Source organism: Asticcacaulis sp. P2_B1 (genome assembly GCF_056404915.1).
On sequence record NZ_JBFUDD010000003.1, the window covers coordinates 394,781 to 419,819 of the forward strand.

At 62.6% G+C, this 25,039-nt stretch carries 13 protein-coding genes and 1 pseudogene; all 14 read left to right on the forward strand.

Annotated features, from left to right (window positions below; genetic code table 11):
- Positions 1–196 precede the first annotated feature (196 nt).
- The 14 genes and pseudogenes from AC1DX3_RS11015 to AC1DX3_RS11080 all read left to right on the forward strand — a co-directional run bounded on the left by AC1DX3_RS11015 (position 197) and on the right by AC1DX3_RS11080 (position 24,954).
- Entirely contained in the window at positions 197–1,276 is a 1,080-nt protein-coding gene (locus tag AC1DX3_RS11015; RefSeq protein ID WP_476989326.1) for a glycerophosphodiester phosphodiesterase, read from the forward strand.
- Between the two features lie 272 nt (positions 1,277–1,548).
- Positions 1,549–3,228: an alkaline phosphatase D family protein gene (locus AC1DX3_RS11020; RefSeq protein WP_476989327.1), complete on the forward strand. Its 1,680-nt coding sequence runs from the start codon at positions 1,549–1,551 to the stop codon at positions 3,226–3,228.
- A gap of 79 nt (positions 3,229–3,307) precedes the next feature.
- On the forward strand, positions 3,308–6,169 hold the full coding sequence (locus AC1DX3_RS11025) for a M16 family metallopeptidase (RefSeq protein WP_476989328.1): 2,862 nt from the start codon (positions 3,308–3,310) through the stop codon (positions 6,167–6,169).
- A 101-nt stretch (positions 6,170–6,270) separates the two neighbouring features.
- A complete protein-coding gene (gene glpK / locus AC1DX3_RS11030) occupies positions 6,271–7,758 on the forward strand; it encodes a glycerol kinase GlpK (RefSeq protein ID WP_476989329.1) in 1,488 nt (495 codons plus the stop codon).
- A complete protein-coding gene (locus AC1DX3_RS11035; RefSeq protein WP_476989330.1) occupies positions 7,755–9,257 on the forward strand; it encodes a glycerol-3-phosphate dehydrogenase/oxidase in 1,503 nt (500 codons plus the stop codon). The genes glpK and AC1DX3_RS11035 overlap by 4 nt, the downstream gene beginning before the upstream one ends.
- Positions 9,258–9,363: 106 nt before the next feature.
- Positions 9,364–11,547, forward strand: a complete 2,184-nt coding sequence (locus AC1DX3_RS11040; RefSeq protein WP_476989331.1) for a glycoside hydrolase family 3 C-terminal domain-containing protein — start codon at positions 9,364–9,366, stop codon at positions 11,545–11,547.
- A gap of 336 nt (positions 11,548–11,883) precedes the next feature.
- Positions 11,884–13,158 (forward strand): amidohydrolase family protein, encoded by a 1,275-nt coding sequence (locus AC1DX3_RS11045; RefSeq protein WP_476989332.1) that lies wholly within the window; start codon positions 11,884–11,886, stop codon positions 13,156–13,158.
- Positions 13,159–15,315 (forward strand): annotated as a pseudogene (locus AC1DX3_RS11050) (penicillin acylase family protein). It begins immediately after the preceding gene.
- A gap of 138 nt (positions 15,316–15,453) precedes the next feature.
- On the forward strand, positions 15,454–19,665 hold the full coding sequence (locus AC1DX3_RS11055; RefSeq protein WP_476989333.1) for a hypothetical protein: 4,212 nt from the start codon (positions 15,454–15,456) through the stop codon (positions 19,663–19,665).
- Between the two features lie 104 nt (positions 19,666–19,769).
- On the forward strand, positions 19,770–21,653 hold the full coding sequence (gene dnaG / locus AC1DX3_RS11060; protein WP_476989334.1) for a DNA primase: 1,884 nt from the start codon (positions 19,770–19,772) through the stop codon (positions 21,651–21,653).
- A 117-nt stretch (positions 21,654–21,770) separates the two neighbouring features.
- Positions 21,771–23,873, forward strand: coding sequence for an RNA polymerase sigma factor RpoD (gene rpoD, locus AC1DX3_RS11065; protein WP_476989335.1), 2,103 nt, complete (start codon positions 21,771–21,773; stop codon positions 23,871–23,873).
- A 122-nt stretch (positions 23,874–23,995) separates the two neighbouring features.
- A complete protein-coding gene (locus AC1DX3_RS11070) occupies positions 23,996–24,262 on the forward strand; it encodes a type II toxin-antitoxin system ParD family antitoxin (RefSeq protein ID WP_476989336.1) in 267 nt (88 codons plus the stop codon).
- Between the two features lie 2 nt (positions 24,263–24,264).
- Positions 24,265–24,555: a type II toxin-antitoxin system RelE/ParE family toxin gene (locus AC1DX3_RS11075; protein ID WP_476989337.1), complete on the forward strand. Its 291-nt coding sequence runs from the start codon at positions 24,265–24,267 to the stop codon at positions 24,553–24,555.
- 9 nt (positions 24,556–24,564) lie between these two features.
- The gene (locus AC1DX3_RS11080) at positions 24,565–24,954 is read left to right on the forward strand and encodes a hypothetical protein (RefSeq protein ID WP_476989338.1); all 390 of its coding nucleotides are present in this window, start codon (positions 24,565–24,567) and stop codon (positions 24,952–24,954) included.
- The last annotated feature ends 85 nt before the right edge of the window (positions 24,955–25,039 follow it).

The window sequence follows — 25,039 nt, forward strand, 5'->3', positions numbered from 1 at the left end:
CGACGTGCTTCGATCCAAAATCCCCTCTCCCTTTTCAAGGGGAGAGGCCGGGCGGCCGGTGCCGTGGCAGGCTTCAGCCTGCCGGGTGAGGGGTCTCTTCCTTACCTTGCCTGTCTTACTTCTCTTTCCCCGTGCGTAAAACTTGACCAGCCGCCCTCACCACGGCGGCTGGCCTTTCTTTCTTCCCGGAGCTAGCATGACCCTGAACCGCCGCCACATCCTGGGAGCCGGCCTTGCAACGGCCGCCTGCGTCATGACAAACTCCGCCACAGCCCAAACCAAACGGCCGCTCGTCACCGGCCACCGCGGTGCCCCCGGCTATCTGCCCGAACACACCCAGCCCGGCTACGAACTGGCCATCAAGATGGGCGCCGATTTCATCGAACCCGACGTCGTCTCCACCTCCGACGGCCACCTGATCGTCCGCCACGAACCGTTGCTCTCCGTCACCACCGACGTCGTCAACCACCCCGAATTCGCCGACCGCAAACGCACCCGCACGCTCGACGGCATCACGGTAACCGATTTCTTCACCTGCGATTTTACCCTCGCCGAGATCAAGACCCTGCGCGCCAAACAGGCCTTTGACGACCGCGACCATAGCCATGACGGCCTCTATCCCATCCTGACCCTGGAAGAGGTGATCGACATCGCGAAGGCCGGCGGCGTCGGCGTCTATCCTGAAATCAAGCACTCGACCTTCCACCGCAATCTCGGCCTCGCCATCGAGGACAAGTTTCTCGACACCCTGGCGCGCGCCGGCCTGACGCAGAAATCGTCACCGGTAATCGTGCAATCGTTCGAAGTCGCCAATCTGAAATATCTCCGCACCAAGACGAGCGTCCGTTTGATGCAACTGATCGACGGCTCCGACACCGACCCTTTGACCGGCGCCATGATCCTCAAAGCGCCGTCGGACAAGCCCTATGACTGGACGGCGGCAGGCCAAGCCGGCACCAATCTCGATCGCGTCACACCCGCCGGCCTGAAAGAGATCGCCACCTATGCCGACATCGTCGCCCCGTGGAAGCGCTACCTGGTCAGCTTCGTCTATGGCGCGCCTGTCCTCAATACGGCCCTGATCGACAGCGCCCACGCCTGCGGCCTCGACGTCCATACCTGGACCATGCGCAACGACCGGCTCGACCCTTACTATGCCGGCAACGCCGCTGCCGAATATCAGCAGCTCTTGGCCATGGGCGTTGACGGTCTGTTCAGCGACTTCGCCGACACCGCGGTCGCCGCGCGCAACGCCTTCATGGCCGCCCAAGGCTGACAAAAGGTATGCTATTGCCGCATGGCGGGGCACTGCATTAATCCCAGAAAAGTGAATAATTTCAATTAAGTACCATGTCTTATGCAGCGGGTTGACTACTGCATAAGGCGGGTCAATTCGCCCGGTATGGCGCGCTAAGGCGTAAAACGGTCAAACCGTAAAAGTTTAACGAAATTAAGGATTTCGCTGAAAAACCGTCATAAGTCTGTAAAACCGGCGTCATCAAATCACCCTAACCGCTTGGCTGAAGTCAACCAAGACGGGGGTATGAGATGCGTTTTAACCGACGCGGTGCACTTGCCGCCTTCGGCAGCCTGACCGGGGCCTCGGCCCTGGCTTCGGCCGCCGTCACCCAATCACCCATCACCGTCAGTTTTGACCACGGCGTCGCCTCGGGCGATCCGCTCGCCGACAGCATCATCCTGTGGACCCGCCTCAGCGGCGCGAACAAACCGACCGAGGTCACCTGGCAAGTCGCTCTTGACGACAGCTTCAGCGAAATCCTCGCCCAGGGCAGCGTCACCACCGACGCCGGCCGCGACTATACCGTCAAGGCCGATGTCGCCGGCCTGACGCCCGACACAGCTTACGTCTACCGTTTCCGCGCCAATGGCATCACCTCGGTCACCGGCCGCACCCGCACCTTGCCCCTGCAAACCGACAAGGTCGTCCTGGCCGTCGTCTCGTGCTCGCTGTTTCCGAACGGCTATTTCAATGCCTACCGCGCCATTGCCAATCTCGACCGTGTCGACGCCGTCGTCCACCTCGGCGACTATATTTACGAATACGGCGCCGGCGCCACCGACTACGGCATGGGCAATGGCCGCATCCTGAACCGCGCCCCCGAACCGCCCCACGAGATCCTCTCCCTCGACGACTACCGCACCCGCCACGCCCAATACAAAGGCGACGCCGACCTCCAGGCTGCCCACGCCCGCGCCCCATGGATATGCGTCTTCGACGACCACGAGATCTGCAACAATCCCTGGACCTCCGGCGCCGAAAACCACAATCCGGAAAAAGGCGAGGGCGACTGGTACGTCCGCAAGGCGGCAGCCCTGAAAGCGTATCGCGAATGGATGCCGATCCGCGACCCAGCCCCCGGCCAGCTCAGCGAAGCCATCTATCGCAGCTTCCGCTTCGGCCAGATGGCCGAACTGATCATGCTGGAAACCCGCCTGCTCGGCCGCACCAAGCAGCTCGACTATCAAAAGGACCTGACCATCACCGACGGCCAGCCCGACTACGCCGCCTTCCGCACCGCCCTCAATGACCCGGCTCGCGAACTGTTCGGCGGCGAACAACGCGCCTGGCTGGCCGCTACCCTGAAAACCTCCGTCGCCGACGGCATACGCTGGCAGGTCCTCGGCAACCAGGTCATCATGGCGAAAGTCGCCGGACCCGATCTGGTCAAGGTCTTCGGCGCCGACACCATCGCCACCGTCCTCGCCGCCCTGCCGGAGGCCACGCGCACCCAGCTCCAGGCCATGATCGGCCTGTTCAGCCAGGCGGACCCGATGCCCTTTAATCTCGACTCGTGGGACGGCTATCCGGCCGAACGCGAACGCCTCTATGCCATGATCCGCGAAGCCGGCGCCCGCGCCGTCGTCGTCTCCGGCGACAGCCACACCGCATGGGCCAACCAGTTGCACGATAATGCCGGCACGCCCGTCGCCGTCGAACTCGGCGTCACCTCGGTGACCAGCCCGACCAAATGGTTCGACGCCTGGCTGCCCGACCTGCAATTCGCCAAGACCCTGGCCGACCAGAATGCCGAGATCATCGCCGCCGACGACAGCTATAACGGCTTCGTCCGCCTGACCCTGACCGAAGGTGCCGCGACCGGCGAATGGATGTCGCTGGACACCATCACCAGCCAGACCTTCGCCTGCACCTCCCAGCAAACCTTTACCGCCAAAGCCTTGCCCGCCGGCGGCACAAGCTTTGTCTAAAATTCCTGTCATCGAATTCACTTTACACCCGCCCACCGTATGCGAATAGTTCCGGCCTCAACGATCGCCGGAGCCTCCCATGTCCAAGACCCATCGCCTGTGGCAATCCGCCTGTGCCGCCGCCCTTCTGCTGGCCGTGCCTATGGCGTCGCATGCCCAGGCTGCCTCGGCGGCCTCGGCAGCGCCGATCACCGTGCCGCCGATCGATTACAAGACGCGGATCCTGCCCAACGGTATGAAGGTCCTCTATTCGCGCGACACCACCACCCCCAATGTCACGGTCCAGGTGTGGTACGGCGTCGGCTCCAAGGACGATCCCAACGGCCGCTCCGGTTTCGCCCACCTCTTCGAACACCTGATGTTCAAGGCGACCAAGGACCTGCCGGCGGAATCCTTCGACCGCCTGACCGAAGATGTCGGCGGCTTCAACAATGCCTCGACCTGGGACGATTTCACCAACTATTACGAGGTCGTCCCAACCCAGAGCCTGGAGCGCCTGCTGTGGGCCGAATCCGAACGCCTGGGCAAGCTGGTCGTCGACCAGGCCAATTTCGCCTCCGAACGCGACGTCGTCAAAGAGGAACTGCGCCAGAGCGTCCTGTCGCAACCCTATGGCCGTCTGTTCTACCTTTACATTCCGCAGAACACCTATGCCCAGCACCCGTATAAACGCCCGGGCATCGGCTCGATCGAGGAACTGGACGCCGCAACCATCGACGATGTCCGCGCCTTCCACGCCACCTATTATCGCCCGGACAATGCCGCCCTGATCATCGTCGGCAATTTCGACGAAGCCCAGCTCAATAGCTGGATCGACAAGTATCTCGGCGCCATCCCGACGCCGTCGACGCCCCTGCCGCGCGTCACGGCGACCGAGCCCGAGCGCACCGGATCGAAGACGGTTCTCACCTATGGCCCCAATGTCCCCCTGCCGGCGGTCGTCATCACCTGGCTGGCGCCCAAGGCCTCCGACCCCGATGCCCCGGCCCTGAAAGTCCTCGACGCCATCCTGTCGAGCGGCAAGTCGTCTCGGCTTTATAACGAACTCGTCTATGACAAGCAGGCCGCCGCCGACATCTTCTCCAGCGCCGATATGCAGGCGCAACTGGGCGTCCTCTATGTCGGCGCCATTATGTCCGACGGCAAGACGCTCGACGAGGGCGAGAGCCTGTTGAATGCCCAGGTCGCGGCGCTGCGCGACACTCCGGTCAGCCAGGCCGAGCTCGATTCCGCCAAGACCGAACTGATCGCCACCGCCGTCCGCGCCCGTGAATCGATCGACGACCGCGCCTTCGCCCTGGGCTATGCCCTGGAAACCGACGGTGACGCCGCCAAGGCCAATACCGCCATCGCCGATATCTCCGCCGTCACCGCCGCCGACGTTCAGCGCGTGGCGCAAAAATACTTCCGGGCCGACCGCGCCACCACCATCCGCTACATGGCCGAATCCGAACGCCCGGCCGGCGAAGCAGCACCCGCCGTCACCGTCGCCAATGTCCCGAGCGTCCCCTTCACCGGCGCTACCTACGCCCTGGCCGACGAAGGCCAGCGCGAAGCCATGCCGGCGCTTGGCAAGGCTGTCGATCCCGTCCTGCCGTCGCCGGACCAGATGACCCTGCCCAACGGCCTCAAGGTCGTCGTGGCGCGAAGCTCCGACCTGCCCCTGGTGGCGGCTCGCCTGACCGTACGCGCCGGCGCCTCGTCCGACGCCGCCGACAAATCCGGCACGGCCAGCATGATGTCCGACGTCATCACCGAAGGCACCGCGACCAGGTCGGCCCAGCAGATCGCCGCCGAGAGCGAGGCGCTGGGCACCGAGGTCGATGCCTCGTCGGCCATGGAATCGTCGTCGCTGAACCTGAGCGTCGTCAAGAGCAACCTGACCCCGGCCCTGGGGATCCTGGCCGATGTCGCCGAACACCCGGCCTTCGCCCAGGAAGAAATCGACCGCGTCCGCACCCAATCGCTCGACGGCCTGAAACTGGCCTACCAACAGCCGCGCTCCCTGGCCGGCTATGTTACGGCGCCGGTTATCTATGCCGGCACCGCCATGGGCCACGTCGCCGCCGGCACGCCCGACTCGCTGACCCGCATCACCCGCGACGACCTCGTCAAGTTCCACGCCGGCGCCTGGCGTCCCGACAACGCCATCCTGGTCCTGACCGGCGACATCACGCCGGCGGAAGGCTTTGCTATGGCTAAGGCGGCCTTCGGTGACTGGAAAGCCCCGGCCGGCAAGCCGCTGACCGCGCCTGCGGTCAAGCCGAAGGCCCCGCCGCGCGACGTCATCGTCGACCTGCCCGGTACCGGCCAGGCCGCGGTTACCATCAGCAAGACCGCCATCGCTCGCAAGGATCCAGACTACTATATCGGCCTGGTCACCAACGGCGTGTTGGGCGGCGGCTATTCCGCCCGCCTGAACGAGGAAATCCGCATCAAGCGCGGCTTAAGCTATGGCGCGGGTTCGTCGCTATCGACCCGCACCACCACCGGCGGCTTCACCGCCCAGGCCCAGACCAAGAACGAATCCGCCGCCCAGGTCGTCGGCCTGATGAAAGATGAAATGACCAAACTCGGCACGACCCCGGTCGGCGCCGATGAACTGACGGCGCGCAAGTCGGGCTTGGTCGGCGACTATGGCCGCACGCTCGGCACCGCCGACGGCCTGGCCGGCATCCTGAGCGACCTGTCCTTCTATGGCGTCAAGTTGAAAGAAATCAAACACTACACGTCCAAGGTCAACGCCGTTTCGGCCCAGGAGGTCGAAGAGTTCGCCCAGGAACAATTCGATCCGTCCGAAGCCAGCATCATCGTTGTTGGCGACGCCAAGGTCATGGGCGCCGACCTGACCACGGCCCTGCCCAAGGCGGAGACCATCCCCGCCGCCGGCCTCGACCTCGACAGCCCGACGTTGAAGTCTAACAAGCCGGCGGCTCAATAGTTTCTTGATCCTCCCCGCTTGCCGGGGAGGGGGACCGCCGCGCCCTTGCGCGGTGGTGGTGGGGCTTCTGACTTACTTTTACACCCGCGGCCGGAGTCATCATGACCTACATCCTGGCCTTAGACCAAGGCACCACCTCCAGCCGCGCCATCCTCTTCGACGCGGATGGCAATATCGTCAAAATCGCCCAGAAGGAATTCCGGCAGATCTTCCCGCAGCCGGGCTGGGTCGAACACGAGGCCCGCGACATCTGGAGCTCCCAGATGGGCACGGCGCAGGAAGTCCTGGCCGCGGCCAACCTGCGCGCTTCGGATATCGCCGCCATCGGCATCACCAACCAGCGCGAAACCACCGTCATCTGGGACCGCAAGACGGGACAGCCAATCCACAACGCCATTGTCTGGCAGGACCGCCGCACCGCCGGCCTGTGCGACAGCCTCCGCGCTGCCGGCCACGAACCCACTTTCCAATCCAAAACCGGCCTGCTGCTGGATGCCTATTTCAGCGGCACCAAGATCGCCTGGCTCCTCGACAACGTCCCCGGCGCTCGCGCCCGTGCCGAAGCCGGCGAACTCGCCTTCGGCACCATCGATTCGTGGCTGGTGTGGAACCTGACTGGCGGCGCCGTCCATATCACCGACGCCAGCAATGCCAGCCGCACCCTGTTATACAACCTCCACACGGGCGACTGGGACGACGAACTCCTCACCATCCTCAACGTGCCGCGCGCCCTCCTGCCGACCGTCGTCGCCAACAGCGCCGTCTATGCCGAAACCGCCCAAGGCCTGTTCGGCGCCCGCATCCCCATCGCCGGCATGGCGGGCGACCAGCAAGCCGCCACCTTCGGCCAGGCCTGCCTGACCCGGGGCATGGCCAAGAACACCTATGGCACCGGCTGTTTCATGCTGATGAACACCGCCGGCACCCCGGTCCCCAGCCACAACAAACTTCTCACCACACTCGCCTGGAAATTGGGCGACCAGCGCACCTATGCCCTCGAAGGCTCGGTCTTCGTCGCCGGCGCGTTGGTGCAATGGCTGCGCGACGGTCTTGGCATCATCGCCTCCAGCAATGATGTCGAAGCCCTGGCCGCCTCGGTCCCCGACAGCGACGGCGTCTATCTCGTGCCCGCCTTTGTCGGCCTCGGCGCCCCGCACTGGGACGCCTACGCGCGCGGCACGATACTCGGCCTGACGCGCGGCAGTACAAAAGCCCACATCGCCCGCGCTGCCCTCGAAGCCATCGCCTTTCAGTCGGCCGAGGTGCTAGAGGCCATGCAGCGTGACAGCGACGCCCCTCTGAAGGAACTGCGCGTCGATGGCGGCGGCAGCCGCAACAATCTGATGATGCAGTTCCAGGCCGATATCCTCGGCGTCCCGGTGGTGCGGCCGAAAATCATCGAAACCACCGCGCTTGGCGCCGCCTATCTCGCCGGCCTCGCTACCGGTTTCTGGACCTCGACCGATGCCTTGAGCCAGCACTGGCAGGTCGATCGCGTCTTCGAGCCGGCCATGAGCGCCGACGAACGCGCCGCCCGCATGGCCACCTGGCGCAAGGCGGTTTCCCGCAGCGCGGCCTGGGCCGAATGACCGATCCGCGTCCCGACATCGTGCGCGCCGCCACCGCTGATCAGGTGTGGGACGTCATCGTCATCGGCGGCGGCGCCTCCGGTCTCGGCACGGCGCTCGAATCCGTCACCCGCGGCTATAACACCCTGCTCCTCGAAGCCCACGACTACGCCAAGGGCACCAGCAGCCGCAGCACCAAGCTGGTCCATGGCGGGGTGCGTTATCTTGCCCAGGGCCATCTCCATCTTGTCCACGAATCCCTGCACGAACGCGGCCTGCTGAAACAAAACGCACCGCATCTGGTTCACGATCTCGGCTTCCTCATCGCCACCTATCAGGCCTGGCGGTTGCCCTTCTACGGCCTCGGCCTCAAGCTCTACGACCTGCTGGCCGGGCGGCTCAACCTGGCCCCCAGCCGTTTTCTTGGCCGCCGTTCGGCCCTGGCCCATATTCCGACTCTCAAGACCAAAAACCTCAAAGGCGGCATCCTCTATTTCGACGGCCAGTTCGACGACAGCCGCCTCGCCGTGTCCCTGCTGCGCACCCTCGAAGACGAGGGCGGCACGGCGCTCAACTACGCCCCCGTGACAGGCCTGATCAAAGAAGCGGGCAGGGTGACAGGAGTTCACTTCACGGACAGCGAAACCGGCCAAACCCACGCTGCCCGAGCCCGCGTCATCATCAACGCCACCGGCATCTTCGTCGACAGTGTCCGCCGTCTCGACCATGCCGAAGCCCCCGCCATGCTGTCGCCCAGCCAGGGCGTCCATATCGTTGTGGCGCGGCGTTTCCTGCCAGGTGACACCGCCTTGATGGTACCGAAGACCTCCGACGGCCGCGTCCTGTTCGCCGTGCCGTGGCACGAGCGCACCCTGATCGGCACGACCGAGACGCCGGTGCCGGAGATATCCCTGGAACCCAAACCGCTCGATAGCGAGATCGACTTTATCCTCAAGACCGCCGCCGCCTATCTCGACCCGGCGCCGACGCGCAGCGATATCCTGAGCGTCTTTGCCGGTCTGCGTCCCCTGGTCAAGGCCGACGCTGCCGACACCAAGTCCCTTTCGCGCGAACATACCATCGTCACCTCAGAAAGCGGTCTGATCACCCTGACCGGCGGCAAGTGGACGACCTATCGCCGCATGGGTGAGGACACGATCGACCACGCCATCACCTCAGCCGGCCTGACCTCGGCGTCCAGCCGCACCGAACATCTGCGCCTCCGTGGCAGCGATGCCGTCGCCATCGCCGGTTTGCCCGGCGCCGACACGCCCCTGCATCCGGACCTGCCTTACAATGAGGCAGAGGTGCGCTGGGCCGTCCGTCATGAGCAGGCGCGTACTGTCGAAGACGGCCTGTCGCGCCGCCTGCGCGCCCTGTTGCTCGACGCCCGCGCAGCCGTCGCCTGCGCCCCGCGCGTCGCCGAAATGCTGGCTGAAGAACTAAACTACGACACGGCCTGGCAGGCGGCCCAAATCGCCGACTTCACCGAACTCGCCAATGGCTACCTGATCGATTGAGGCTTGCCTCCGTTACATTCATATGACAACCTTCATCTAACCGGACGTTCCGCCTGTCACCTCAGCGGCGCACAATAACGCCGGACAAACCCCTGGGAGACAGTGTATGGGACGATTTTCAACGCTGGCCTTATCCGTGTGCGTGATAGCGTTATCATCGCCCGCCATGGCTCAACCGGCCTATCCTTTCCTCGATCCGAACCTGCCGACCGAGCAACGCATCGACAACATCCTGTCCCTGATGACGGTCGATGAAAAGATCGACGCGCTGAGCACCAATACCGCCGTGCCGCGGCTCAACATCCCTAGCTTCGGCAGCACCGAGGGCATTCACGGCGTCGTCCAACGCGGCGGCGGCAAACGCAACCTCACCCCCGTCACCACCACCCAGTTCCCGCAGCCGCCCGGCATGGGCGAGACCTGGGACCCGGCCCTGGTGCAAAAGGCCGCCGGCGTGCAAAGCTACGAGGCCCGCTTCATTTCGCAGACCGCGTCCTATGACCGCAAGCTGATGATGTCGTGGGGCCCGCAGGCGGATCTCGCCCGCGACCCGCGCTGGGGCCGCAGCGAGGAGGTCTATAGCGAGGACCCGTACCTGGCTGGCACAATGGCGGTGTCCTTCATCCACGGCCTGCAGGGCGACGATCCGAAATACTGGCTGGGCGCCTCGCTGATGAAGCACTTCCTCGCCAACAGCAACGAAAACGGCCGCGGCAATTCATCATCCGATTTCGACGACCGCCTGTTCTGGGAATACTATTCCGTCCCCTTCCGCATGGGTTTTCAGGACGGCGGCGGTGTCGGCGTCATGGCGTCCTACAATGCCTGGAACGGCACGCCCATGGGCGTCCATCCCATCCTCAACAGCCTCGTCATCGACCAATGGGGCGCCGAGGTCGTGTCGTCGGACGGCGGCGCCGTCACCAACCTGGTCAAGCTCTATCACGCCTATCCTACACAAGAAGCCGCCGTCGTGGCCTGCCTGAAAGCCGGCATCAACCAGTTCCTCGACACCTATAAGGACGAGGCCCACGCGGCCTTGGCCGACGGCACCCTGACCGAGGCCGATATCGACACGGCGCTCCGCCGCAAGTTCCGCGTCACCATCAAGCTCGGCCTGCTCGATCCGCCGGAGATGGTGCCGTATTCGACTATCAAGGCCTTGCCGGATTCTGGGCCGGAACCGTGGAACAGCGACGCCGATCGCGCCGTCTCGCAACAGATCGCCCTGGAGTCGGTGACCCTTCTCAAGAACGATGGCCTGCTACCGCTCGACAAGGCGAAGGTCAAGACCATCGCCGTCGTCGGGCCGCTGGCTGACAGCGTCCACTGGGACTGGTACGGCGGCACGCCGCCCTATGCCGTGACGCCGCTGCAAGGCATCAAGGCCGAGCTCGGTCCCGATATCAATGTCATCTATACCGCCGATAATACCGCCGGCGCCGCGGTCGCCGCCGCCCGCGCCGCCGATGCCGTCATCGTCGTTGTCGGCAACGACCCGACCTGCGGCCCGAACATGGCGCACGACTGGACCGATGCCGGCACCAAGCCGTGCGCCGATCCGGGCGACGGCCGCGAAGGCCGCGACCGCGAAACCCTGGCCCTGGCACAGGAGGATTTGGTCAAGGCGGTGCAGGCGGTGAACCCGAAGACGGTGATGATCCTGGTCTCGAGCTTTCCCTACACCATCAACTGGTCGCAGGCCCACGTCCCCGCTATCCTGCACATGACCCACGCCTCCCAGGACGAGGGCACCGCCTTGGCCAAGGTGGTGTTCGGTGCTTACAATCCGGGTGGTCACCTGACCGAAACCTGGCCGGCGTCGATGGACCAGTTGCCGCCGATGATGGATTACAATATCCGCCACGGCCGCACCTATATGTACGCCAAGGGCAAGCCACTTTACCCGTTCGGCTATGGTCTGAGTTATACGACCTTCCGCTATGGCCATATGCGCACCGATGCTGCCAAGGTCGCCAAGGACGGTACGGTGACGATCAACGTTGACGTCAGCAATACCGGCAAGGTCGCCGGCGACACGGTCGTGCAACTCTACGTCAAGCACCTGAAATCCGCCGTCGAACGCCCGATCAAGGAACTGAAAGGCTTCCAGCGAGTCACGCTGGCGCCGGGCGAAACCAAAACCGTCCAGATCGCCCTCAAAGCTTCACAGCTCGCCTATTGGGATGCCGCCGCAAAAGCCTTCACCGTCGAAGCTGAACCGGTCAGCCTGATGTTGGGCGACTCGTCGGCCGATATCAAACTCAGCAAGACCGTGACGGTGGAATAAGGTCATATTATCAAGGCTTAACCGACTGCTGGCGTCATTCGGAGTAGATCTGCGCCAGTACTACGAAAACCGGCACTCCGAATCCCAAACGGCCGGTCCAGGGCAATGCTATTGTCTATCGATTAAGGGCCGCAAGCACAGGTTCCGCCGCCCTTCAAAGCGGTAATATAAAACCTCAAAAAGCTGCCTCCTCTCCATTCGGAGTGCCGGTTTTCAGCCGATATGCCCCCCGGCTACTCCGAATGGCGCCAGCCCATCTCGTTACGCCGGTAATTATCGCGTGGACTTATCGGCGAAAATGGACAAACCTGCCGGCCTGTTCAGGAGGACGGGACCATGGCCTTGTCGTTGAAATCAGCCGCCCTGTGCACCGCCCTGGCCCTCATGCCAGCTTTCGCCCAGGCCGCGCCGCAAACCCTGCTGCTAAGGCCGGCGCGCGTCTTCGACGGCATCGACCCCAAGCCCCACACCGGCTGGCAGGTCCTCGTCCAGGACGGCAAGATCTCGGCCRCCGGCCCCGACCTGACGGCGCCGGCCGATGCCCGCGTCATCGACCTCCCGAACGACACCCTGATGCCAGGCATGATCGAGGGTCACGGCCACCTGTTCCTCCATCCCTATAACGAGACCAGTTGGGACGACCAGGTCGAGCACGAACCGCTGGCCCTGCGCACCGCCCGCGCCGTCGTCCAGGCCAATGCCACCCTGATGGCCGGTTTTACCACCGAACGCGACCTCGGCACCGAAGGCGCCGGCTATGCCGATGTCGGGCTGAAACAGGCGATCGACCAGGGCATCGTCCCCGGCCCACGCATGTTGGTGGCGACCAAGGCAATCGTCGCGCTCGGCGCCTATGGCCCCAAGGGTTTCGAACCCGGCGTCGAGATCCCTCAAGGGGCGCAGGAGGTCAGCGGCGTCGACGATATCGTCAGCGCCGTCCGCACCCAGATCGCCAACGGCGCCGATATCGTCAAACTCTATGCCGATTATCGCTGGCGCCCGGGCGAGGACAGCCGTCCCACCCTGTCCGCCGCCGAGATGCAGGCCGCGGTCTCTGCCGCCCACGACGCCGGCCGTATCGTCGCCGTCCACGCCGCCACCGCCGCCGGCATGCAGCGCGCCATCGATGCCGGCGCCGACACGATCGAACACGGCTATGGCGGTACGGCCGAAATCTTCAGGGAAATGCACGACAAGGGCATAGGCTACTGCCCGACCCTGGCCGCTTCGGACGCCGTCGCGCGCTACCGCGGCTGGACCGGGGTGGAACCGGCGCCCGACGCCGTGCTGAAAGCCCGTCAAGCCTTCGGCCTGGCGCGCGCCGCCCATGTCACCATCTGCGCCGGCGGCGATGTCGGCGTCTTCGCCCACGGCACCAATGAACGCGAACTGGAGCTGATGGGCCAGAACGGCATGCCGGCCGGCGAGGTCCTGATGGCCGCCACCTCGGTCAATGCGAAGATGTTCCGCGTCGACGGCAAGGTCGGCGCCATCAAGCCGGGCCTGCTCGCCGACCTGGTCGCCGTCCCTGGCGATCCGACCCAGGATCTCAGTACCCTCCGCCATGTCGACCTGGTCATCAAGGGCGGCGACGTCGTCAAGGGGCCGTAGATGATCCGCGCCGTCCTTCTCGGTCTCGCCCTGTCCGCCGGTGCGGCTCAAGCCGCGCCTGCCAATTATCGCGACTACGTCACCATCACCCGCGACGACTGGGGCATCGCCCATATCCACGGCCATAGCGATGCCGACGCCGTTTTCGGCATGGTGTATGCCGAGGCCGAGGACGACTTCAACCGCGTCGAACGCAACTACCTGACCGCCCTTGGCCGCACAGCCGAGGCTGACGGCGAGGGCGCCATCTGGGCTGACCTGCGCCAGCGCCTCTTTATCGACCCGGAAGCTCTACAGGCGCAATATCGTGCCAGCCCGAAGTGGCTGCGCGACCTGATGGACGCCTGGGCGGCCGGGCTCAACGCCTACCTCGCCGACCATCCCGATGTCCACCCCGCCGTCCTGACGCATTTCGAGCCGTGGATGGCGCTCTCCTTTACCGAAGGCAGTATCGGCGGCGATATCGAACGCGCACCCCTGACCCAGCTTCAGGACTTCTACGACCATCAACAACTGGCCATGACGGACGACGAGAAGGGCCTTCTCTATCATGAGCCTTCCGGCTCCAACGGTATCGCCATCGCCCCGTCGCGCGAGCAGGACGGTCATGCCCTGTTGTGGATCAATCCGCACACCAGCTTCTTCTTCCGCTCGGAAATGCAGGTCCAGAGCGACGCCGGCCTCGATGCCTATGGCGCCACCACCTGAGGCCAGTTCTTCATCTACCAGGGCTTCAATGCCTATGTCGGCTGGATGCATACCTCCAGCGGTGTCGACAGCGTTGACGAATTCGCCGAGACCATTATCAAAAACCCCAATGGCAGCCTGTCCTATCGCTACGGCCGCGAGTTGAGGCCGGTGACGCAGAAGACCGTGACTATCGCCTACCGCGGCGGCGATGGCGCCATGACCTCGCGCAGCTTCACCACCTATGCCACACACCATGGCCCGATCGTCCGCGCCGACAACGGCAAGTGGATCGCGTTCGCCCTGATGAACAAGCCGGTGGCGGCGCTGGAACAATCCTTCCTGCGCACCAAGGCCCACGACCTCAAATCTTTCATGAAAGTCGCAGAGCTCAAGGCCAATTCGTCGAACAACACCCTGTTCGCCAGCCGTCGCGGCGACATCGCCTATCTTCACCCGCAGTTCGTGCCCGTTCGCGACAACCGCTTCGACTATACGCAACCGGTCGACGGCAGCGACCCGGCGACCGACTGGAAGGGCCTGCACAGCCTCGACAGCCTGCCCCACGTCATTGACCCGAAGGCCGGCTGGGCCTTTAATGTCAATAACTGGCCGTGGACGGCAGCCGGCAGCGACAGTCCGAGGGCCGCCGACTTTCCGCGCTATATGGATCAGGTGGGAGAGACCGCCCGCGGCATCCACGCCCTAACCCTGCTGCACGCCCTGCCACCCAAGATCGCCCCGCATGACATCAACACCCTGGCCTTCGATCCGTGGCTGCCGGCCTTTGATCGTCTCGTGCCGTTACTGGCGCAAACCTATGCCGCCTTGGCCGCCGACGATCCGCGCCGGGCCAAGCTTGACGCCCCGGTCGCCCTGCTGGCCGGTTGGGACCGCCGCTGGGGCAAGGACTCCACCGCAACCTCACTGGCGGTCTTCTGGGGCGAGGCGATGTGGCAACGCGCGGCTGGACCGGCCAAGGCGGCGCGGATGCCGGTCCTCGACTATATCGCCACCCATGGCAGCGATATCGAGCGCCTCGACGCCCTGAACGAGGCCGTCGATCGCTTGACTCAGGATTTCGGCTCTTGGCAGGTGGCATGGGGCGAGATCAACCGCTTCCAGCGCAATGACGGCGCCATTGCCCAAACCTTTGACGACTCAAAGCCCAGCACGCCGGTGCCCTTCACGTCCAGCCAGTGGGGGTCGCTGGCGGCGTTCGGCGCCAAACGCTATCCAGGCACCAAGCGCTATTACGGCACCCTGGGCAACAGCTTCATCGCCCTAGTCGAGTTCGGCCCGCGCCTCAAGGCCTGGGCCGTCACCGCGGGCGGCGAAAGTGGCCATCCCGACAGCCCGCACTTCACCGACCAGGTCGACCGCTATATCGCCGGCAATCTGCGCGAGGTCTATTTCTATCCCGACCAACTGGCCGGCCATACCGAACGGTCTTACCGCCCGGGCGGGTGAAATGCCACCTTTGACCAGTCTCGAACGGTTCACTACGTATTAACCCGATGAGACAGCTCTGTCTGAAGACTCGCGCGACTTGACGGCACGCGCGGCTGCGCTAAGGATGTCGAAATGGACACATGGGGGAGGGGGAGGATGGCGCGTCTCGACGGGGGAAAGGGCGATGACGTACTTACGAGTACAGCGGCCGATGAGGAGATATCCGGTGGTGCCGGACACGATACCGTAAGCTATGCCGGAGCGACCGGACCGGTCACCCTTGACCTCGGCACCGGCGAAGCTTCAGGACCCGGCATCGGTCACGACACGCTGAAATCGATCGAGGCGGTTATCGGGTCCGCCTTCGACGACGTGATCACCGGCCAGAATGTCGTCATGGAAGGCACGACCCTGGTCAGTTCGGCCATGGATGGCGGGGTGGGCGACGGACCCTCCTTCATGCCGGTGGTCTCACCGGACGGGCGCTATGTGGTGTTCGACAGCTGGGCCGGAAATCTGGCGCCCGGCGATGCGCCGTTCAATCCCAATGCCAATTACAGCCAGGACGACCTGTTCGTAAAGGACCTGAAAACCGGCGCCGTCACCCGCATCAATGTCACGGCCGATGGCCAGGCGCTTGGTCTCACCAATACGGGCAGTAGCGGACATCATGGATCGTTCGTCTTTTCCGCCGACAGCCAGTCGGTATATTTTATTTCGGTGAACGACTCCTTTGACACGGTCGTTTACCGCAAGAATCTCGCGACCGGCACGCTGAAGATGCTGGCCACCTTTCCCGAAGACGAGCGGGTGGCCCACATTTCGATCTCGGCAAACGGCGGCACCCTGTACTACGAAGGGCAGCACGGCATTACGGCCTACACGATCGCGACAGGCCAGGCTGCCTATCTGGCACAGCCGGATAAGTTCGGCAACCATGGCGGCGCCGAATACAGCCTGTCCGCTGACGGCCAATGGATGGCCTTCATCGGCTCAATGCCCAACCTGACGCATGACGGCTCGCTTTCCGGTTCACGCACCGACATCTTTCTCAAAAACCTGTGGACGGGGGATATCCGTCTGGTTGGCCACAATGACAATTACTATGCCCTGACCTATGTTCCGGCGGCAGCATCGATTTCCGCCGACGGGACCAAGCTGTTGTTCGTTACGGAAACGCCAGGCCTGACACCTGACGATGGCACCATCGACGCCAATCCCTTCATCATGGATATTGCGACGGGTGACATCACCCGGCTGCCCCTGCCGGTTAACGACACCTGGCTGCTGGAAACGCATCCGCCCTTCTTTGTTGGTAACACCCATCTTGTCGCCTTCTATGCCGAAGACCCCGCGACCAACGGACAGAACCAGGGCGGCTATGTCGACCTGATGATCTATGACCCGGCGACGGGTGAGATTCATACCGCGGCCTATGACCTGTTTATGAGAGGCGACTATTCCGGCCAGGAGATACCTGTTTCTTTCTCGGCGGACGGTTCCGTCGTGGCCGTTAAGCCCTTCGAAACCTGGTTCGATCCTGGCACCCTGACGCCGAACGACAACAATGGCTATGATGATGTCGTCGCCTTCGATCCCCGCCAGTCGGCTTCCTATGTCGGCGACGATACCTTGAACGGTGGCGCCGGCAATGACCGCTTGAGCGGACTTAGCGGCAACGATCATCTGGGCGGCGGCGCGGGCAATGATCTGCTGGTTGGCGGCGCCGGCAACGATGTGCTGGATGGCGGGAGCGGAAACGACAGCTACGCCATCAATGCCTATGTCTACGGCACGAACCGCACCGGGTTCGACCTGATCGGCGACAGCGGCGGCGATGATACACTGCTGGTCCATGGCGACATGACCTCACAGGACTTGCGCCGGCAAATCGTCGGGAACGACACCATCATCACTATTGGCACTTACAGCTATCTGCCGGAAGCCAGTCAGCAGTTTTATGACGGCGTGCGCATCACGAATGGATTGCTCAATCCGATCGAGCATATCGTCTTCGACACGGCTGCCGCGGCCCAGACACTCACGGGCGGCACGGATAATGATACGCTGCACGGCGGGGGCGGCGCGGACCTTCTCGATGGCGGCGCGGGCGCCGACACCCTGTATGGCGGCGACGACAGCGACACCTATCGCGTCGACAATACCGGCGATCGGGTGGTCGAAGAGACGGCCGGACCGGCCGGCGGCTGGTTCGATGTTGTCTACGCTTCCGTCAGCTATACGCTCGGTGACAATATTGAGGATCTGCGGCTCACGGGATCGGCTGACCTCAGCGGCACCGGTAACAGCCTGGACAATCTGATTATCGGCAACGGCGGCGATAACCTGTTGTCGGGCGGCGGTGGCCAGGATTATCTGTACGGTGGTGACGGCAACGACACGCTGCAGGGCGGCGGCGCCATTGATTACCTGCGTGGCGGTCTTGGAGCGGATGTGCTTGACGGCGGCACAGGCAATGTCGGCGATCTCAGCGATGACTTCAATTATGGCCCGGACTATGCCGACTATGCCGGCGCCACTTCGGGGGTCACCGTCTACATCGATAACAGCGGCACAAATACCGGCGACGCCGCGGGCGATACCCTGGTCAATATTGAAGGCATTATCGCTACGGATTTCGCCGATACACTCTATGCTGGCCATGCCAGTGCCATCCTGCGCGGTGGCGCCGGCAACGACCATCTGGTCTGCGGCACGGGCACGGGCACCAATAGCTTTGGGCAACCCGCCGCCACCTATCTGGTCGACGGCGGCGACGGCGACGACTTCATCGAGGCGGGCCCCGGTGCCGATCAGGTAACCGGCGGTGCCGGTATCGATACGCTGTCCTACCGCAATGCCCCGGGTGGCATCTATCTTGTCCACGGCAACGGAGACCTGTTGCAGCCCGAACGCGACGGCTATGCCTGGGGCGATAGCTATGTTTATCAAGACATCGAGATACTTTGGGGCAGCAACTATGACGACGTCATGGCGCTGCCTCTATATAACAGCCAGCTGTTCGGCTATGGCGGTAACGACCTTCTATACGGATCCTCGGGCGACGACGTTCTGGACGGCGGTGAAGGTCTCGATACCCTGAGCGGCGGATGGGGTAACGACACCTACATCGTCGACAATGCCGGCGATATAGTTTCTGAAAGTGTCGACGTGGGCCGTGACCTGGTCCTGTCGTCGGTCTCCTACAGTCTGTCTGCCAATGTCGAAAGCCTGACCCTGACCGGTGGCGGAGCCATAGATGCGACCGGCAACGCCTCCGCCAACACCCTGACCGGCAATAACGGCAACAATATTCTGGATGGCGCCGCGGGCGCCGACAAGATGAGCGGCGGGGCCGGCAACGACACCTATCTTGTCGACAGTTCGAGCGATGTCGTGACCGAGCTGAACGGCGGCGGCAGCGATACCGTCATCAGTACCCGCACCTATACCCTGGGCGCCTATGTCGAGAAGCTGACCCTGAGCGGCACCGGTAACACCGCCGGCACCGGCAACACCCTGAACAACACCATCATCGGCAATGACGGCAATAACAAGCTGATCGGCGGCGAGGGCAATGACAACCTGGGCGGCGGCCTGGGTAATGACACATTGGATGGCGGCAAGGGCGGCGACACCATGAAGGGCGGCGCTGGCGACGACCGCTACTATGTCGACAACAAGCTCGACATCGTTACCGAATACAGCAATTCCGGCAATGATACGATCGCGATCAACGGCACCTACATCTTGGGCGCCAACATCGAGAACCTGATCCTTACCGGCTCCGGCGTTCGCTTCGGCACAGGCAATACACTGGATAACCTGATGACCGGCAATGTCGGCAACAATACGCTAGGCGGCGCCGATGGCAATGACGTCATCGATGGTGCCAAAGGGGCCGACACCATGCGTGGCGGCAACGGCAACGATATCTTCTATGTCGACAATGCCGGCGACACGGTCACGGAATATTCCGGCCAAGGCGTCGACAGTGTCTTCAGCTCAGTCAGTTTCACCCTTGGCAACAATGTCGAGAACCTGACCCTGACCGGAGCCGCCAATCTCAACGGAACCGGCAACAGCCGCGCCAATATCCTGACCGGCAACACGGGGAGCAACCATCTTGCCGGAGGTCTGGGCGCTGATACTTTCGTCTTTGCAGCCGATAGCGGCGCCGATGTCATCAGCGATTTCTCGGCCGCCCAAGGCGACACGATCGACGTCCATGCCTATAACGGTCATCCCGGCACGGTCATAACCCAGGTCGGCGCCGATACGGTCATCGACTTTGGCGGCGGCAATATGGTCACGATCGCCAATACTCAGGCGGACGACGATGCCTTCCTCAGCCATATCGTTTGGTAAGGGGAGCAGGGACAACACCGGCCGTTGATGGCGAAACCTGCACGGTGCGAAGAATCGCCCCATAACAGGCTGTCAAAAACCTGTATTGCGATTATATTCCCTCCGTGCGCTTCGACGACCATTTTCTTGAAGAATTGAAAACCCGCTTGCGGCCTTCCGAGGTCATCGGCAAGTCGGTGAAATTGCGCCGCAACGGCCGCGAATGGGTCGGCCTGTCGCCCTTCACCAAGGAAAAGACGCCGTCCTTCTATGTCAACGACGTCAAAGGCTTCTATCACGACTTTTCTTCGGGCAAGCATGGCGACATCATCTCCTTCCTGCAGGAAACCGAACGCCTGTCCTTCAACGAGGCCGTCGAAAAACTGGCTTCCGAAGCGGGCATGGCCCTGCCGGCGGTAACGCCGCAAACCAAGGCGGCGGAGATGAAGCGCCAATCCCTGGGGGACTGGATGGAGCTGGCGCAGAAATGGTTCATGGCGCGGCTGCAGGAAAAGAACCCGGCAGCGCAGGCGGCCCGCGACTATCTGGTCAAGCGTGGCCTGAGCCCGGAGGACGTCCAGACCTTCGGCCTCGGCTATGCCCCGCGCGACCGCACCGCCCTGAAGGACTCGCTGATCCAGCGCGGCGCCAAGCCGTCGGAACTGATCGAATGCGGTCTGTTGATCGAGCCTGAAGGCGGCAACGCGCCCTATGACCGCTTCCGCGACCGGCTGATGTTCCCGATCGAGGATCAGCGCGGCCATGTCGTATCGTTCGGCGGCCGTGCCCTCAATCCCGACGACAAGGCGAAATATCTCAACGGCCCGGAAACCTCGCTGTTCCACAAGGGCAATATGCTGTTCGGCCTGCCCAAGGCGCTGAAACTGCTGGGCGCGGAGGAGACCGGCGCCGACCTAGTCGTCGTCGAAGGCTATATGGACGTCATCGCCTGCCAACGCGCCCATGTCGCCGCCGTCGCGCCGATGGGGACGGCCCTGACCGAAGAGCAGATCGACATTCTGTGGCGCCGCCACGCCGAACCGACCCTCTGTTTTGACGGCGACAAGGCGGGACAACGCGCCGCCTTTCGCGCCCTGGATCGCGCCCTGCCGAAGCTGAAGCCAGGCCGCTCCTTCAAGGTCTGTTTGCTGCCCGGCGGCCAGGATCCCGACGACATGTTGCGCGAAAAGGGCCCGCTGGCGCTGCGGGAGGCGTTGAAAGACACCAAGCCCTTCGTCGAGGTCCTGTTCACGCGTGAAGCCGAACTGGAACCGCTCGACACTCCCGAGCGCAAGGCCGGTTTCAAGAAACGCCTGCGCGCCTTGTCGGCTCTGATCGAGGACAAGGACTTGGCCGACAGCTACCGCCAGGACATGCTGGCGCGTTTCGATGCCCTGATTTCTCCGCCGCGGGCACCATCGCAGCAACAACAGGGCAATTTCCAGCCCTATAAAAAGGGCGAATTCCGTAAAAAAGGCGAGGTCTTCATTCCGCCGGCCATGCAGGAATCGAAGGTGGCGGCCAGGAATCTGTCGGTGGCGCTTGATCCGACCTGCGCCGGCCTAGCGCAAGGCCTGGTCGATAACCCGGCCTGGCTGGACGATCAGGTCGAGGCCCTGGAGGCTTACGGACTGGGCGATGAGGCCCTGGAACCGCTGTCGCGTGCCCTCGTTTCACTCAGTTTTCAACATACAGGCCTTGACAGGGAGGCTTTAAGTCGCCATCTGCAAAAACTAGGACTTGGAGCATTGTTAAGCGAGATACAAAAGGCGGCACTGAAATCAGGCGCGCCATTCCTTTCACCGGAACTATCTTTAGCCCATGCCCACGCCCGCTGGTTACAAGCGTTCAACGCGGTCTCGCGTTTGACGGCCTTGGAACGTGCGCTCAATTCTGCCCGCGATCAGGTTGGGACAGAATTTTTTTCACGTTTGAAGCTGGAACGCGATGCCCTGCGGCGGTCCTTGAGAAGCGGACAAATCTGGCAGGACGAGGCGGCCAAGCCTTAAGAGGATTATGTGAGGATTCACATACTTAAGGCTTCGTTTAGACTATTCCTAAATAAGACATTTAGCGGCCCCTGTGTCCCACAGGTCAGTTGCGGAGACCCATATGAGCGTGACAAAATGAGCACAGCGGCAGAAAAACCCGAGTCGGAAACCACATCTGACGGCCCCTTGCTCGATCTGACCGATTCCGCGGTCAAGAAGTTCATCAAGGCTGCGAAGGCGCGCGGCTATGTGACGATGGACGAACTGAACAAGGTCCTGCCGTCGGAAGAATTTACCTCCGAGCAGATCGAAGACACCCTGGCCATGCTCACCGAGATGGGCGTCAATGTCATCGAATCCGAAGAGGAAGCGGCTGAAGGCGGCGAAGTCGTCGTCCGTGAAGAAGCCGGCGCCCTGGCCGAAACCGCCAAGACGTCGAACTACGACCGCACCGACGACCCCGTGCGCATGTATCTGCGCGAAATGGGCTCGGTCGAGCTGCTGTCGCGCGAAGGCGAAATCGCCATCGCCAAACGCATCGAAGCCGGTCGCGACACCATGATCCGCGGCCTGTGCGAATCCGCTCTGACCTTCGAAGCCATCATGGTATGGCGCGAAGAGCTCGGGTCGGGCCGCATCCTGCTGCGTGAAATCATCGATCTGGAAGGCACTTACGGCGGCGGTCCGTCGGAAGGTCCGCCTCCGGGCGCCCTGGGCGAAGACGTCGAAGGCGACGAAAGCGATGTCATCGTCGCGCGTCCGATGCCCGCGCCCGCGCCCGCACCGGTCGTCAAGGCACCTGAACCGGTCGTCGAAGCTCCCAAGCCTGTCGTGATTGCTGCTGAGCCGGTGGCCAAGAAGGCCAAGAGCGGCGATGACGACGATGACGACGACTACGTCCCGATGGACGAAGAGGAAAAGAAGCCCGAAGTCGTTGAGGAAGAAGACGAGGACGATTTCGACGATGGCGCCGGCCCTTCGGTCTCGGCCATGGAATCGGAACTGCGCGAAGGCGTGATGGCGACATTGGACGCCATTGCCGGCGAGTTCGAAACCTATCGCCGCACCCAGGAAAAGATGCTGACGGCCAAGCTGGAAGGCTCGCCGCTGGATCCGGCCGACCGCGCCGCCTATGACGAAGTGACGGCGACGATTACCCGCCACCTGAAGACGCTCAAGCTCAACAACCAGCGTATCGAGGCCCTGGTTGAGCAGCTCTATGGGATCAACAAGCGCCTGATGGGCCTCGAAGGCCGTCTGTTGCGTCTGGCTGATAGCTACGGCATTTCGCGAACGGAATTCCTCAACGCCTATTATTCGCGCGAACTCGACCCGCAATGGGGCGACAAGGTGCGCGACATGGGCATCCGCTGGAGCAAGTTCATCGATAATGACGGCGCGGCGGTCAACCGTATTCGCACCGAAGTGACGACGCTTGCCACCGATATGGGCGTTGCGGTCGACGACTTCCGCCGCATCGTCCAGACGGTGCAGAAGGGCGAGCGCGAAGCGCGTCAGGCCAAGACCGAAATGGTCGAAGCCAATCTGCGTCTCGTCATCTCGATCGCCAAGAAATATACCAACCGCGGTTTGCAGTTCCTCGACCTGATCCAGGAAGGCAATATTGGCCTTATGAAAGCGGTCGACAAGTTCGAATATCGCCGCGGCTACAAGTTCTCGACCTATGCCACCTGGTGGATCCGTCAGGCCATTACGCGCTCGATCGCCGACCAGGCCCGGACCATCCGTATCCCGGTACACATGATCGAAACGATCAACAAGATCGTTCGGACATCGCGCCAGATGCTGCACGAAATCGGCCGCGAGCCGACGCCGGAAGAACTGGCCGAAAAGCTGGCCATGCCGCTGGAAAAGGTGCGCAAGGTTCTGAAGATCGCCAAGGAACCGATTTCGCTCGAAACCCCGATCGGCGACGAAGAGGATTCGCACCTCGGCGACTTCATCGAGGACAAGAATGCCGTCCTGCCGATCGATGCGGCGATCCAGTCCAACCTGCGTGAAACGACGACGCGGGTCCTGGCCTCATTGACCCCGCGCGAAGAACGCGTGCTGCGCATGCGTTTCGGTATCGGCATGAACACCGACCACACCCTGGAAGAAGTCGGCCAGCAGTTCTCGGTTACCCGCGAACGTATCCGCCAGATCGAAGCCAAGGCGTTGCGCAAGCTGAAGCACCCGAGCCGCTCGCGCAAGCTGCGCAGCTTCCTGGACTCTTAACTCATGGGGTGTGGGGCCCGCGGCCCCGCGTCTTTGCTTTCATAACCCCGCCGGTGCAAACCGGCGGGGTTATTGACTTGGACTGCAGGTTTGTTAGGTTTACTCGAGCGAAAGGCGTAACCATGCCATCTGTAAGCGTGTCACTTAGCCCTGAATTGATGCAGGTCGTTCAGTCCAAGATCGATAGCGGTCTCTACAATGACGCGGGCGATGTCGTACGTGACGCGATCCGGCAGCTCGATGCGCGTGATCACCTCCTGCTTGACGTCAAGTTGGACCATTTGCGGCAAGCCCTGGCGCCGGGGCTGCAAGAGGCGGCAACCGGTCAATTTGCCGACTACGACTTGCAAAGTCTTATCACCGAGTTAGATCAAGACCTCGACGACTGATCATGGTCTATTTCCGTTTGACGCTCAGGGCGCGTCAGCGTCTCCGCGAGATTGGCCGGGATACTCAAAAGACATGGGGTGTCGACCAGCGAAACAAGTATCTGACCGAACTGGACAAGGGTTTTCATGATCTTGCGGTGAGGCCTGATAAGGGGCGGGCGCGTGAAGAATTGGCCGCGGGTCTGTTCAGCTTTCATCTCAAGAGCCACGTCGTTTATTATTACATCCAATCCGATCACATTCAGATAGTCGACATTCTGCATGAACGCATGGAACCGCGACTGCACCTTTAGGGAGGTTAAATGACCGACGAACCACCACTAGGCTGGCGCACATCTGCCCAGCGCGACAATGATATTGCCCAGGCCAAATCTCTGCGGCAACAAGCTGCTGAAGGTGGCTTATCGTTCGAGGTCTATCTGCCGTCCGGCTTGGCTGAATGGATTCTTGATTTCGTCGAGCGCGGTGTTTTTACCGATCCGAGCGAGGCTGTCTTCGTTATTTTAGGCGAGCATATGGATTTGGAACCTCACGCAGATCTTCGTCAGGAGATTCTGAAACGGTCCCTGGATGCCGCCATCAACGACCCGCGTCCGGCTATTCCCGCTGAAGACGTTTTTGCTGAAATGGAAGCGTGGGGGCGCAAACCGCGGCCGCCGGTGGCCCAATGGCTAAAACAAAAATATGAGTAGGGGGCAAGTACGCAATCGGTTGCTATATTTCCTTATTGATCCTTTATAGGAAACTGCCATTTTCTGACAACCGGCGCAAAGAGCG

Coding starts and splice junctions, on each gene's coding strand:
- AC1DX3_RS11015 (WP_476989326.1), top strand. CDS start 197: ATGACCCTGAACCGCCGCCACATCCTGGGAGCCGGCCTTGCAACGGCC.
- AC1DX3_RS11020 (WP_476989327.1), top strand. CDS start 1,549: ATGCGTTTTAACCGACGCGGTGCACTTGCCGCCTTCGGCAGCCTGACC.
- AC1DX3_RS11025 (WP_476989328.1), top strand. CDS start 3,308: ATGTCCAAGACCCATCGCCTGTGGCAATCCGCCTGTGCCGCCGCCCTT.
- glpK (WP_476989329.1), top strand. CDS start 6,271: ATGACCTACATCCTGGCCTTAGACCAAGGCACCACCTCCAGCCGCGCC.
- AC1DX3_RS11035 (WP_476989330.1), top strand. CDS start 7,755: ATGACCGATCCGCGTCCCGACATCGTGCGCGCCGCCACCGCTGATCAG.
- AC1DX3_RS11040 (WP_476989331.1), top strand. CDS start 9,364: ATGGGACGATTTTCAACGCTGGCCTTATCCGTGTGCGTGATAGCGTTA.
- AC1DX3_RS11055 (WP_476989333.1), top strand. CDS start 15,454: ATGGCGCGTCTCGACGGGGGAAAGGGCGATGACGTACTTACGAGTACA.
- rpoD (WP_476989335.1), top strand. CDS start 21,771: ATGAGCACAGCGGCAGAAAAACCCGAGTCGGAAACCACATCTGACGGC.
- AC1DX3_RS11070 (WP_476989336.1), top strand. CDS start 23,996: ATGCCATCTGTAAGCGTGTCACTTAGCCCTGAATTGATGCAGGTCGTT.
- AC1DX3_RS11075 (WP_476989337.1), top strand. CDS start 24,265: ATGGTCTATTTCCGTTTGACGCTCAGGGCGCGTCAGCGTCTCCGCGAG.
- AC1DX3_RS11080 (WP_476989338.1), top strand. CDS start 24,565: ATGACCGACGAACCACCACTAGGCTGGCGCACATCTGCCCAGCGCGAC.